The organism is Oligoflexus sp., from assembly GCF_035638955.1.
In the GTDB taxonomy this organism is placed as follows: Bacteria; Bdellovibrionota_B; Oligoflexia; order Oligoflexales; family Oligoflexaceae; genus Oligoflexus.
In genome coordinates this window covers 56,826-70,039 of the sequence record NZ_DASQYZ010000112.1, presented here as the reverse complement: position 1 = coordinate 70,039, position 13,214 = coordinate 56,826, and the positions used below count along the sequence as shown (strand labels likewise).

Genomic DNA, 13,214 nt, shown 5'->3' with positions numbered 1-13,214 from the left:
TAAAGGGTATCGCCATGCAGATAGACCAGGATAAGCTGATCGCCAGAGTACGCAAAGCCATCGACGTCATTAAACAAGGCGGGATGGTGATTATGGTCGATGATGAAGACCGAGAAAACGAAGGAGACTTGGTTTTAGCCGCCGAATGTGTGACGCCGCAAAATATCAACTTCATGGCGAAAGAAGCCCGAGGTCTGATCTGCCTGACGCTTGAACCCCATATTGTCGATCACTTGAAATTACCGATGATGGCCGACGGCAGCAAACGCTTCCCGGATCAGGGCACAGCCTTTACCGTCAGTATCGAAGCCCGCGAAGGTGTCTCCACCGGTATTTCCGCAGCGGACCGTGCGCATACCATTAAAGTCGCGATTGATGATCGCAGCAGTCCCGGCGATATCGTTGTGCCGGGTCACATCTTTCCTCTGCGCGCGCGTCCGGGCGGAGTTCTGGAACGCGCTGGTCACACGGAAGGTTCGGTGGATCTGGCTCGTCTGTGCGGATTCAAAGGCGCCGGCGTGATCTGCGAGATCATGAACGATGATGGCACCATGGCTCGTATGCCGGATCTGGAAGTCTTCGCCCAAAAACATAATATGCCGATCGTCGCTATTGCGGATCTCATTCAATATCGATTGATGCATGAATCCATGGTCGAGGAAGTCGCGCGCGAGACGATCAAAACCATCGGCGGCACCTGTGAAGCGGTGCTGTATCGCAATACTGTCGATGGTCTGGAGCACCTGGCTTTGATCAAAGGCAAGGATTTTGAAAACAGTATCGTCGACGTGCGCGTTCATAGTCAGCATCATCTGCTTGACGTTTTTGCGGATCGCAAAACCGGCTCCGCTTTCAGGCTGCAGCATGGCCTCGATCTGCTGGCGCATCAGGACCGCGCTGTCCTCATCTATCTCAATCATCCCCAGACCTCGTGGCAGGATGAGTTGAAACAAATGGCCGCCGATTATCAACAGACAGCGGAAGACATGGCGAGCACCCGCAAGATGGATCTGCGTTTGCACGGCACCGGGGCTCAGATTATTCGGGCCCTTGGCGTCAAGCGTCTGCGGGCTCATACCAGTTCCCCTATGGTTCTGAAGGGTCTTTCGGGTTTTGGTCTGGAAATCGTCGAGAATTCCATCATTCATAAGTCGCTTTAAGGAAGGAACGAGCATGAGTCTTCGCCATCTCATCGTCGCAGCCCGCTTCAACGATTTGATCACCAAATCCCTGGTTGAATCCGCGCTCTCGGTCTATCAGGAGCAAGGGCTGGCGGATACGGTTGATATCGTTTGGGTGCCAGGAGCCTTTGAAATTCCTGTGACAGCAGCCAAGGCAGCCCGCAGCAAACGCTATGCGAGTATTATTTGTCTGGGTGCCGTGATTCGCGGCGAAACACCGCATTTTGAATATGTGGCGGGACCCTGTGCGTCCGGCCTGATGAATATCGGCATTGAAACCGGTATCCCGACGATTTTCGGAGTCCTGACGACCAACACGGTCGAGCAGGCTTTGAATCGCGCGGGCCTGAAGCTTGGCAATAAGGGCGCTGAAGCAGCCCTGACCGCCATCACGATGGTTAAAACGCTCAAACAATTTGATTGATACGGAGTTTTTCGGTGCAACGTGAACATCACCCCAATGCACAATCACGGGAATGGGCTCTCCAGTTCCTGTATCAGTGTGAAATCGAAAAGCTGTTCTTCTTTTCAGCCAACCACTGCGATCGGTTTATCAGTGATTTTGGGGTCGATCGGGAGCATGCGGCTTACTTTCGCCGCCTGGTCGAAGGGATTTTCGACAATCTGAGCGCGCTCAATGAAAAAGTTGAGGCCGTCTCGGAGCATTGGACCCTGGCCCGCATGCCCGTCATCGACCGCTGCGTTCTGCGCCTCGCGGCCTTTGAACTTCTCTTCACGGATACGCCGAAAAAAGTGGTGATCAACGAAGCCATTGAATTGGCAAAAAAATATAGCACCGAAAATTCCGGTGCTTTCGTGAATGGTATTCTGGACAAACTCGCGCAGAAGACCCAATAAACGCGTGTGATCCATAACCCAGGCGGCACGGCCTGGGTTTGGTCTTTTAATCCAGAACGCTGTCCAAAAATTCACGACTGGATGCGCTGTTCAGGTCAACAGCATAGGAAATGCTCGACACCTGACCGGCTCCGCCTTGACGAACGTCCACCGCCACCATCATTCCCACAACCTCTGCATTCAGCAAAATAGGGCCACCCGAGTCACCTTGCGCGGTGGCTACATATTGTCCCCTTTGCAGGCTGGGTTTGGCCTTATCCACGCCCACCACGCTCAAAATTCCATCAGCCGATGCCTTGATAGAGTTCTGGCCATGACGCTTGATGCCGGTCGCGCTTCCGGCTGCGGTCGAGCTTACCCCAGCAACTGTCTGCTCAGAGCCATAACCAACCAGGGTCACCGCATCATTTGCGCGAGGCGCCCGCGAGCTCAGACGAGCCTTGGCGGCCGCTGTCCCGGCTGGAAATTCGACGACGGCGATATCATAAGGATTGGCAAGACGCTGCAGGCCCCGTTCAAAATCTCTATGCATATAATACCGGAGAGCCTTGGCCTCTCGCCCTTGGGACGTTTCCTTGCCTCCTGCCGCCAGATAGAGCTCGGGCTGCTCAGCCTCAAGGTCTTTCACACAATGAGCCGCTGTCAAAACCTGATATTCATTAACGAAGAAGCCTGAGCAAAAGCGCAAATTGTTCTCGCCCTTCGACCTAAGCTGAACAACTGCGGGAAAAGCCGCACTCTCAGTCTCGATAGCATTCGTCAGTTTCAATGAGCTACCATCGTCTGATGCATCACAAGCCATCAGACAGAAAGCGCTGACGAGAGCCAAAGATAAACTTTGCAGCATTTTGCCAACTCGATTGCGCATGAAGTCTCCCTTCGTAAAATCAAATGAATCTGCGTTGAACATAGACTCAAAGCGATGGACTGTAAATGAGAATACTTGCCAAGCGGCCAAGAATCAAAAATTGACTCGTCAGGAAACGGCATACTCTGCTGCCTTGACTCTGCATGGCACGAAGCGTGCACTCCTCACGAAGAAGTCTGCACTGAGGGAGTTCAAGCCAATGTTAGAAAAAATCCGCCAGCGCCCTATATTTCACGGTCTGTTCGCGTCGTTTATCCTGCTCGTGCCCGGCTTTCTGCTGATGTGCGATCGAGCAACGGACGAGGAAAGTTCAGTGCTTCGCATGGTGAACGGAAGCATTCCTGCGGCTGATCACCCCGCTGCCTTGAGTGCTGTCGCCCTCGTGGATAAGAATTCTCAGAACCACTTTTGTTCAGGAACATTGGTAGCTGAGAATTTGATCGTAACCGCTGCGCACTGCGTCTTTGATAAAAGGCCGGAAGACTTTCAGATCCTCTTTGGCCGCGATACCAAACAGGGTAATGTTGTGCTGCGTACGCCCGAAGCGCTGTCCACATTCAAGAAGTTTCAAAAGTTTGAATCCAATTTTGACATCGCCTGGGTCCGTTTTCCGGGTGGGGTGCCGCAGGGTTTTCAGCCCGTTGAGATTTGGCATCAACCCAACGCTTTGGAAGCCAAGACCCCACTTTCCATCGCAGGTTATGGTCGAACCTCGTCCCAATGCATGTTTGATGATCCCACATGCCAGGGCGGGAAGCTTCTTTACGTCGATACGAATGTGCGTGAATTCGTCAATCATGGGCGTCTTTTCAATCTGATCGTCATTGGACCTCGACCGGATCACGGCCCCTGCTTTGGTGATTCCGGCGGACCAGCTTACGTGCAGCGCAATGGGCGTTGGTATCTGGCTGGGGATTTTATGGGCTGGGATCGCATCCTGGTGCCTGAGCAGCTCGAAACCATCTGCGACACGGGCGAGGCTATATATAACTTCGTTGGTGACTTTGTTCATTGGATTGAAGAGACATCGGATGTCAAACTGCCCTATGACGCCGCTACAAATCCACGTCAACCAACGGAAAGTCTGGAAATCCTGGCTGAGGAACCCAAGGATTTCCAGGGCTGGTGTCATTATAACAATCACGAGGATCCTTCCTGGTTTACCATGCAGCGGCTGATTCGCATCGTCAGCGATTATCGCATTCAGAGCGGTGATGAAGCGGGAGCCCGCGAGATTTTTGAAAACTGTGAGGTCGCTGAAGTCTGGTTACGTAAAATGCTCAGCGAGCGGCCTACGCTCGAAATCGGCGGCTTTGATCCTTCGACCTTTATCGACAGTGCCCGCCTTGAGGACATTCGGCCCCTGCGCATCCTGGGCGATATGGGCCTGCAGGAACTGACTCTGTCCGATCACGCAATTCTGGATCTCAGCCCCCTGGCTTCGCTCACAAGCCTGAAAAAGCTGACCATCGTCGACAATGTGCTGGGCGGTCGTCAGACGCCACTTGATGTGGCTCCGCTCCGTATTGCCGACTTTCCTCAGCTGGAGCATTTGCGCCTGCAAAACCCTGGCGTGGCGTTGGATTTCTCCAACCTCAGCGCTTTGAAAAATCTGACAACTCTGGACCTGGCTTACCTGGATTTACCCGCACTTCCTGATATGAAAAATCTGCAGCTGAAGGAGCTGCGCCTCGATACCGTGAGTCTGGTTCAACCGCTCGAGCTTGAGCCCTTCACCCATGTTCAATCCCTGTTTCTGAATAAAGTGGCTTTAAAGAGTTTTCCGCTGCAGTGGAGCGAATTGGAATCGCTGGATCTTTTGGAAGTGACAGGCCTCACAGCACTTCCCGCTGATGCGCCGCGAATGAAACGCATTTTTGTGTACGCCTCGGATATCCAGGGTGATGTTAAAGCCGGTAACTGGCCTGCTGTCGAGGAAGTTTCCATTTTCGCCAACCGAAGCATGACACGCTTCTCGCTCCCCTTCGCACTCCCCAATACACATTTTCTGGAAATTGCAGAAAATACGCAAATGAATGATCTGTCTTTGCAGGCACTGCCCAAAATTGAAAATCTTTCGATGTCCAACAATGCCCTGAAGGTCCTGCCTGATCTTTCGCAGCTCAGCACGCTGCATCGATTGAATCTGGAGAATAATCAACTGGAATCCATCCAGGGTTTAACCGGACTCAAAGCTGTGGAGTACATCGACCTCAGCAACAACCCGCTCAAAAATCTGGAGGGCCTTACGGATCTGCCTGCTCTCAAACGCGTCGTGCTGCAGAATACCAAAGGTGAAGGACTGAAAAACCTGCAGGGCATGCGCCATGTGCCGAAGCTGATTGAGATCAATTTGACCCGCAATTCATTGACCAGCGTCCAGGAGCTGACTGCCTTCACATCGCTCAAAGTCGTGATCCTGAACGACAACCTGATCGAGGACATCGCGCCCCTGAAGGCTCTGCCTCAACTGGAATATTTGGAAGTCATCAATAACCCCCTGAAAGATAAGACCTGTCCCATCCCAGACAAACCCACTGCCTGCCGTTTCGAGTGGTTGAACTTTTCGCAGAATGGCCCCATTATTTTCCCAGGCTCGACCCGCGCTCAAGTCAAGACGGGGCATGCCAGGACGCACTGAAACAGCGCAGGAGAATGGAATGGAAGAGCCGGTGAATGTCGAGTGTCCCTGGTGCGGCGAAGTTTTTGTGACATTTTTCGATCTTTCATCCGGTGCGACCAACTACATCGAGGACTGCCAGGTTTGCTGCCGCCCGATCATGCTGGTCTATCAGATAGGTCGATCGGGACAGGTCAGGGTCCAGGCTCATCGGAGCTGATAGGAGGGCCACCTTATGAGCAGTATTACCGAGTCCATCAAAGTCTGGCTCAATCAGGAGAACGCGAGCGGCACCCGCAAATTTTTGCAGATGACGGCGCTGATCCTGGGTGGGATCGTCGCCATGCTTCTGGGCGTTCTTCTGGTTGGTGTGATTCTGATTGCCAGTCCTCTTTTAACGGTTGTGATTCTGGTTTTTCTCTCGATCTATGGCATCGTCACAGCGCTCAAGCGATAAAAGTCCAGTTAAACGCGATCCAAAGCTTTGGTGATGGCATCCACGTTCGCATCCACTTCGGTGCAGTCGAGTGTCTGGACTTTCAATATCGCATCGGGATCCTTGAGCATATGTCCGGTCAGAACCAGGACCACATCTTCCTCGGGCCCGATAATATTTTTTTTCACTAGCTTTCTCACACCAGCCAGCGTCGCGGCGCTGGCCGGCTCGCAGCCAATGCCGGCATGATCGATGGCGGTTTTCGCTGCCATGATTTCCGTATCGGTGACATCGGTGACGACACCGTTGGTATTGATGATGGAACGCACAGCCCGTGGAAAGTTTACGGGATAACCGATGCGAATGGCTGTGGCGATGGTTTCCGCCGTGAGCGCTTCCAGACTTGAAAAATCCTTGGTGTAGCTGCGAAAGAAAGGGTTGGCTCCTTCAGCCTGAATGGTGGCCAACCGTGGTTTTTTCGTGATCCAACCCCACTCATAGGCTTCATCAATGGCCTTACCGAACGCGCTGGTATTCCCCAGATTACCACCCGGCACCACAATCCAGTCCGGTGCGTGCCAGTTACGATCCTGCAGCATCTCCCAGATAATGGTTTTCTGCCCTTCAATCCGATGCGGGTTCAAGGAGTTCACCATATACACCCGACCGGCGTTGGCAAGGTCCCGAACGATCTGCATGGCATCGTCAAAATCGCCACGGATGGCCATGCCCTTGGCGCCGTAACCCAGAGTTTGTGCCATTTTCCCCTGACTGACCTTGCCCGCTGGTAAAAAGACAATGGCCTTCAAACCGGCACGCGCCGCGTAGGCTGCGAGGGATGAGCTCGTGTTGCCCGTCGAGGCACAGGCCACCACAGGCATTCCAAGCCGTTTGGCCATTGACACGGCCGCGGTCATGCCGCGATCTTTGAAGGATCCGGTGGGGTTTTCACCTTCATGTTTTAAGGTCAGGTTGCTATGACCCGCCCATTGATTGAGGGCAGCACTTTCATAGATGGTGGTCTGCCCTTCATTCTGCGTGACGATCATGGATTCGGGCAGAGGCAGGACACCTTCACGAAAACGCCAGACGCCACTGCGATCGTAAGGTTTGCGTGACGTCAAACGCAGCTCGGCTTTGTCCGGAAGCTGACGCAAGGCCGGGTCATTGTGTTTGACTTCCAAAAGGCCACCGCAATCGCAGGCATACCGAAGTTCAAGCCAATCATAGGTCCTGGTGCATTGAAGACAAGCAAAGCGGGCCTGGCTCATAAAATGCTGGCTCCTTGTAAACTGGGTTCTGCAATATGAACAAGCGTCTGCGGTCCAAAAACCTCGCGCACGGCATCAGCAACCTTATGCGCGGTGGCCTCATCAGCACTTAAAGCAAAACAGGTCGGACCGCTGCCACTGATGGAAAAACCATAGGCCCCTACGTTCATGGCCAAGGCTTTGGCCTGAAAAAATCCTGGAATTAAATTCCCCCGCGCTGGTTCGGCGAAGGGATCCTTTAAACCAAAAGCGATCTGTTCATGATCACCTAGCGCCAGGGCCAGCGCCAGCGTCGTGCAATGCGCCATCTGCCGGGTCCAGCGTGGTGTGTCGAGCTGCTGAGGCAACACCTTGCGTGCTTCCTTGGTTTGAATATGCAGGGGCGGTGTCGTCAGCGTAATCCAAAATTTGGCTCGCATGGGCACGGGATAAACCCGCAGATCGCCGACATCCTGCACCAGGGTCAAACCACCAAATATACAGGGCGCGATGTTATCCAGATGCGGACCAGCCACTACGGTTTCTGCAGCCAGGGCCGCTTTCAAAATCAAATCCTTGCGATCCAGAACGCCGGCAATTTTTGCGGCAGCGAGCGCTCCCGCCACACTCGAGGCGGCACTGGAACCGAGTCCACCCGCTAACGGCAGGGTGCGTTCCAGCGTGACATGAAACCTTTTGGGTGTGATGCCAAGGCTCACATACAAAGCCTCAGCCGCGAGCGTCACAGTATTTTTTTCCGGCTCCAAAGGCACCAGACGGGCATCACGCCCCTGGACCGCAATGCTGTAATGATTCGATTCCTCGAAGACAAACGTATCACCGAGACCGGCGACGGCTAGTCCCAAAACATCAAAACCCGAGGCCACATTGCCGATGGTGGCTGGTGCAAAAATTCGAAATTCACTCATGCCGTCCTCCCCGCTCTTGACTGCTGGCGATTGTGATAATGTCATTCAAAACACCCGCGGCCGTGACTTCAGCCCCTGCGCCAGGCCCTGTGACAATCAAGGGATTGTTCGCATAGCGATGGGTTTTCAGCGTCACCTGGTTGTCGGTTCCACGCAGACGTCCGAAGGGGCTATTTTTATCCAACTCTTCAATCCCCACGCTCACGCGCTCACGGCTGATACGAGCGACAAAGCGCAGAACTGCGGATCGAGCCTGCGCCGCGCGAATGCGTTCGTTATAAGCTTGATCGAGGCGTTTCAGATTTTCCAAAAACACCTGGGGATCATCGTGACTGCAATCGGCCGGATAAAAGCCCTCGAGTTTGATGTCTTCCAGGTTCAGGGTCAAACCAATCGTACGCGCCAGGATCAAAGCCTTGCGGGCGACATCAAGGCCGGACAGGTCATCCCGCGGATCCGGTTCCGTGTAGCCCAGTTCATAGGCCGTGCGTACAGCCTGTGAAAATGGAATGCCATCTTCCATTTGCGTCATCAGATAGCCCAATGTTCCCGACAGACAGCCCAGAACTTCCAGCACCTCGTCGCCGGCAACTTCCAATTTTTCAATCGTATCCAGAACAGGCAGGCCTGCACCGACCGTGGCCTCGTAACGGAGCGAAAGATTTTTCGAGGCTGCGATATCACGCAGCTCCTTATAATCCTGATAAGGAATGGCCAGCGGTTTTTTATTGGCCAGCACCACATGAAAGCCGGCCAGCAGAGCCTTTTTCAAAAGCGGAGCCGTATCCGTGGCGGTCAGATCAATAAAAATCTTGCGATCCCAGGCGCCGTGCCAAAGATCATCAACACTGGCGCTGCGTCCCTGATCACAGAGTTTTTTCTTTTGCGCCTTGCACTGCAAAAATTCCTCCAGGGCCTCTTCCGAAAAACCCTTATCGGTGGCGAGCAGACCGGAGCGATCCGCCACACTGATAATGGGGAACCGTAGTTTAAGCTTTTGATCGAGATAGTCCTTCTGGTCCTGCAGCTGCCGCACCAGAACCTGACCGATCTGCCCAAGCCCAAAGATGGCCAGATTGATTTCACTCGGATCGCGGATCAGCACGGGCCGAATTTTCTCAAGTCCATACTCATGATGCAAGGTGCGCAGAGCACGGGGTGCCTGGTGTTGTTCGATCACGACGGAAATATTCAGCTCGGATGAACCCTGGGCGATGGCAATGATGTTGATATTCTGTTTGGCTATACAGGAAAAAGCGCGCGCGGCAATGCCAGGCGTTCCGCTCATGCCAAGGCCAACCACGGCCAGCACGGCGATATTCGTGGTGAGCTTGATTTCATCCACCAGGTGACGGTCGATTTCATAGCGGAAGCTGCTTTCCAAAAGCTTGCGAGCCAACTCTCCCTGTTCACCGGGGACAACGAAGCAGATGCTGGCTTCACTCGAGGCCTGGGTGATGAGACAGATGGAAATATTTTCCTGAGCCAAAATACCAAAGACGCGTGAGGCCATGCCGGGCACGCCCATCATGCCTTTGCCTTCGACCGAAATCAGGGCCTGCTTATCGATATAGCTCAGCGCCTTGACAGGATAGGAACCCGAGGCCACATCCCCGGCGATCCTTGTGCCGGGTTTATCCGGGAAAAAAGTATTTTTAACGATCAGAGGAATTTTCTGAGCCACAAGTGGGATGATAGCCCTGGGGTGTAATACCTTGGCTCCGTAATAAGCCAGCTCAGTGGCCTCGCGATAATGCAGCTCGGGCAAAACCCGCGCTTCAAACACATGTCTGGGATCGGCGGTCATCAGACCATCGACCTCCTTATAAAGCCACACGGCATCCGCGCCGAGGTACGCACCGATCAAAGTTGCCGAATAATCCGAACCTCCTCGGCCCAGGATCATAACTTCGCCTTCCGGTCCTTCGCCAAAAAAACCAGGCACGATGACAATCGACCCTGCACTTAAAACCGGTTTCAAACGGTTATGAATGGCTTTCTTTGAAGCATCATCGTCGGGTGTATATTCGTTTTTTTCCCGCATGAGTTTGATGAGTTCGGTGGAATCGATCCGTTCCACATTCTGATTGCGGGCTTTTAAAGCCTCGCTAACCACCAACGCCATCAGACGCTCACCATAAACCACCGTTTTCGACAGGGTCTTGGCCGTCAGTTCCCGCAGAATGGCCAGACTTTCACAGATGCGGGCGATTTCATCGAGCAGCGCTTTAACAGCAGACCAAACCCGGTCCTGTTCGGGTCCGGCCGGAATCAGACCCTGGACCAGAAGATGGTGCCGATCCGAAATTTGCTGCAAAAGAGTGGCTTCTTCATCGCGTCTATTCTGCACAGCACCATAATAGAGCTTATACAGGTTATCTGTCACACCACTGCTGGCGGAGACCACGGTGCAGAGACCTTCCCGGTGTTTTTCAATGATGCCAAGCACCTTTTGCAATGATTCCGGACTGGCAAGCGATGTGCCGCCAAACTTGAAAACCTGAAACCCCATAGTTGCGTTACCTCGCGCTGGACACCCTCGATTCGACCTGGGAATATCATGTCCTGTGATACGGTCTTTGGGAAGGGACTTCAAGGCTTCTGCGTTTGGGTAAGGTGGGCGACCGTAAAAAATGTAGCCCGGACAAGGCATCCGGGCACACAATCGTGAGATTATGCAGCATCATGGGACGAACATCCGCGCGTCGTGGGGGATGCGTCTGAGCCAGACCGGATCCGTCTTCTGAAAAAATGAGGCAAGTCCCGCCTGGCCCATGGCACCAGCCCGGGTGCGAGCAATGGCCTCCACCGTCTCCGGCCCTTGTGCCCATGAACGTGCTTCCACCGTTTGATAAAGGCTTTTGCACGTGCTCTGTGCTTCCGGACTGGCGCTTAAAAGCAGATTCAGTTCCTCGTGCAGGAGCGCTTCCACCGTATCGACTTGAGCAATGGCCTGCACAAGTCCAGCCGATAAAGCGTCCTCAGCCTGAAAAACTCGCGCGCTGAGCATGAAGCGTTTCAAAGCCCCGGGGTTTATCTTGCGACCCAGATAAGGCAAAATTACCGCAGGCAGAAGACCAATCCTCACCTCACTCAAACAAAAGCGGGCCTTGTCCAAAGCCACGGCATAGTCACAGGCTGCAATCAGTCCCACGGCTCCCCCGAACGCAGCGCCCTTGGCCACGGCCAGTGTCGGCACACGAAGGTTGGCCAGCGCTTCAAACAGAAACGTGAGCTTGTCGGCCTCCTGAACATTTCCAGCGTAATCCAGTTGGGCTGCCTGCTTCATCCAATTCAAATCCGCGCCGGCGGAAAAATGCTTGCCGCTGCCCTGCAAAAGGAGAACGCGCACACTGCGGTCCTTGTTCACCTCATGCAGCAGTTGGGTGAGCTGCACCAAAAGTTCGCCACTGAAAGAGTTGGCGGCTTCATGGCGATTGATAACCAGCGTGGCGACACGATCCTCAGTCACAGCGCCTTCGTTATTTTCGAGCGGGGTGTAATGCAAATATGCCGCCAATTCGTTTGTCATTGGACCTCCGTTTATCCTTTAACTCGTTGACCGCATGGAACTATATCGCCAGGTCGCTGTCAAGTTTAGCCAGACTTTCCGGCAAATACATGTTTACATTGTCGCTGGTTAAGGTTTACGAATGAGCTAACTCACCTGGACATAAATTTTGAACAAACTTTGGCAGATCTGGAAACAAATGTCCGACATAGGGGAACACACGCAGCGTTCCGCTCGTGAGCGACGTTGTTTGCAAATGTGCAATCAGATTGCCTTGATCGTGGCCTGCCTCGTGGCTGTTTACGGCCCTGTCTATTGGATCAAGGGTTTCCCCAAAATCGGGGTATTCAACCTTCTGGCAGGCCTCATGATACTGGCGATCGTGCCGGCCAACCGCAGCCTGCGCTTTCCTTTATTGGGTCGCAATCTTTTTCTCTTGATCAATAACGGCCTCATCCTTGTGTATTGCATTATTCTTGGTAGAAACTGCTGGCCCCATCTTTTTTTCCTGAACATGATGACCGTGGCGTATATCATTTTTCCGTCGCAACATCGTTGGTACATCCAATTTTGGAGCCTGGCGCCCGGCGTACTTTTTTTTGGTATGGAGGGCTGGGGTTTTGCACTTTTTTCCCAGTACTCGATCCTGACATTGGAGCAGCAGCAGCAGTTATTCTGGCTGATTTGTCCCAGCGTGTTTGCCATTGCCCTTATCTATGCCAACTATCTCTATAGGATGATCAACAAGCATGAGGAAGCTCTGCTGCAAAGGATCAAGGAGCTGCAGCAAAGCCATCGAACGATTGAAGAACAACAGCTTCATTTGGCCGCCTCCACCCAATTCAGCGCCGTCGCGGAACTGTCCGCCAGCGTCGCGCATGAAATCAATAATCCGCTGGCCATCATCCGGGGATTTGCGGAACAGCTCGAAATTCTTTTGAAGCGTAACGAGTTTGAGATGGATAGGGTGAGCACGATTGCGCAACGCATCAAAGAGACGGTCGATAGGATTACAAAAATCACCTCCAGTCTGCGCAATGTTTCACGTGAGGGATCGGAAGACCCCTTTGAAGAAGTGGATATGTCGCGCATCATTGATGAGGTCCTCGCCATCAGCAAGGAAGGTCTCATTCACAATGGAATCGATCTGCGCGTCGAAATTCAAACCGATGAGGCCCCTTGCGTCTGCCGCCATGTGCAGATTGCTCAGGTCCTGCTGAGTCTTATTCATAATGCCAAGGATGCCGTGGCTGAGCTTGCTGACAAGTGGATTCATATCAGACTTGAGGTCAAAGATCAGGTCTATGATGTGGCAGTTATCGACAGTGGCACAGGCATCAGTCCGCATATATTGCCTCGCATCCACCAGCCTTTTTTTACAACCAAACCTCCCGGCAAAGGCACAGGTTTAGGGCTCAGCATATCCCGCAAAATACTGATCGCGCATCATGGGCATTTATTTGTCGATACTCAGGCGGCGCATACAACTTTTATCATGCGATTGCCGAAGACCGGTCCTGTGCGTTAAACCGAAAACCTTGACAAGTCCTTCCCCGGTCCT

12 protein-coding genes are annotated in these 13,214 nt (G+C 53.2%); 7 read left to right on the top strand and 5 right to left on the bottom strand.

Annotated features, from left to right (window positions below):
- The first annotated feature begins 14 nt into the window (after positions 1-14).
- From ribB to nusB, 3 genes are read left to right on the top strand one after another with little or no spacing between them, the layout of a single operon-like run.
- Complete coding sequence (gene ribB / locus VE954_RS10805) at positions 15-1,160, top strand: 3,4-dihydroxy-2-butanone-4-phosphate synthase (protein WP_324952534.1); 1,146 nt, start codon at positions 15-17, stop codon at positions 1,158-1,160.
- 13 nt (positions 1,161-1,173) lie between these two features.
- Positions 1,174-1,605 (top strand): 6,7-dimethyl-8-ribityllumazine synthase, encoded by a 432-nt coding sequence (ribH, locus tag VE954_RS10800; protein WP_324952532.1) that lies wholly within the window; start codon positions 1,174-1,176, stop codon positions 1,603-1,605.
- A gap of 14 nt (positions 1,606-1,619) precedes the next feature.
- On the top strand, positions 1,620-2,039 hold the full coding sequence (gene nusB / locus VE954_RS10795; RefSeq protein WP_324952530.1) for a transcription antitermination factor NusB: 420 nt from the start codon (positions 1,620-1,622) through the stop codon (positions 2,037-2,039).
- Between the two features lie 46 nt (positions 2,040-2,085).
- Here the strand turns inward: nusB and VE954_RS10790 are convergent, their stop codons facing one another.
- Positions 2,086-2,907: a trypsin-like serine protease gene (locus VE954_RS10790; protein WP_324952528.1), complete on the bottom strand. Its 822-nt coding sequence runs from the start codon at positions 2,905-2,907 to the stop codon at positions 2,086-2,088.
- 199 nt (positions 2,908-3,106) lie between these two features.
- Here VE954_RS10790 and VE954_RS10785 point away from each other — a divergent pair, with 199 nt between their 5' ends.
- Genes VE954_RS10785 through VE954_RS10775 form a run of 3 tightly spaced genes read left to right on the top strand, consistent with a single transcriptional unit; the run spans position 3,107 to position 5,984 of the window.
- Positions 3,107-5,548: a trypsin-like serine protease gene (locus VE954_RS10785; RefSeq protein WP_324952526.1), complete on the top strand. Its 2,442-nt coding sequence runs from the start codon at positions 3,107-3,109 to the stop codon at positions 5,546-5,548.
- Positions 5,549-5,567: 19 nt separating this feature from the next.
- A complete protein-coding gene (locus VE954_RS10780) occupies positions 5,568-5,747 on the top strand; it encodes a CPXCG motif-containing cysteine-rich protein (RefSeq protein WP_324952523.1) in 180 nt (59 codons plus the stop codon).
- Positions 5,748-5,762: 15 nt separating this feature from the next.
- Complete coding sequence (locus tag VE954_RS10775) at positions 5,763-5,984, top strand: hypothetical protein (protein ID WP_324952521.1); 222 nt, start codon at positions 5,763-5,765, stop codon at positions 5,982-5,984.
- A gap of 8 nt (positions 5,985-5,992) precedes the next feature.
- Here the strand turns inward: VE954_RS10775 and thrC are convergent, their stop codons facing one another.
- The 4 genes from thrC to VE954_RS10755 all read right to left on the bottom strand — a co-directional run bounded on the left by thrC (position 5,993) and on the right by VE954_RS10755 (position 11,674).
- On the bottom strand, positions 5,993-7,234 hold the full coding sequence (gene thrC / locus VE954_RS10770) for a threonine synthase (RefSeq protein ID WP_324952519.1): 1,242 nt from the start codon (positions 7,232-7,234) through the stop codon (positions 5,993-5,995).
- The gene (locus VE954_RS10765) at positions 7,231-8,142 is read right to left on the bottom strand and encodes a homoserine kinase (RefSeq protein ID WP_324952517.1); all 912 of its coding nucleotides are present in this window, start codon (positions 8,140-8,142) and stop codon (positions 7,231-7,233) included. The genes thrC and VE954_RS10765 overlap by 4 nt, the downstream gene beginning before the upstream one ends.
- A complete protein-coding gene (thrA, locus tag VE954_RS10760; protein WP_324952515.1) occupies positions 8,135-10,654 on the bottom strand; it encodes a bifunctional aspartate kinase/homoserine dehydrogenase I in 2,520 nt (839 codons plus the stop codon). The genes VE954_RS10765 and thrA overlap by 8 nt, the downstream gene beginning before the upstream one ends.
- 171 nt (positions 10,655-10,825) lie before the next feature.
- The gene (locus VE954_RS10755; protein WP_324952513.1) at positions 10,826-11,674 is read right to left on the bottom strand and encodes an enoyl-CoA hydratase-related protein; all 849 of its coding nucleotides are present in this window, start codon (positions 11,672-11,674) and stop codon (positions 10,826-10,828) included.
- A gap of 148 nt (positions 11,675-11,822) precedes the next feature.
- On the opposite strand from VE954_RS10755, the gene VE954_RS10750 reads away from it, so the two are divergent.
- Positions 11,823-13,181, top strand: a complete 1,359-nt coding sequence (locus tag VE954_RS10750) for a sensor histidine kinase (RefSeq protein ID WP_324952511.1) — start codon at positions 11,823-11,825, stop codon at positions 13,179-13,181.
- Positions 13,182-13,214: the final 33 nt, after the last annotated feature.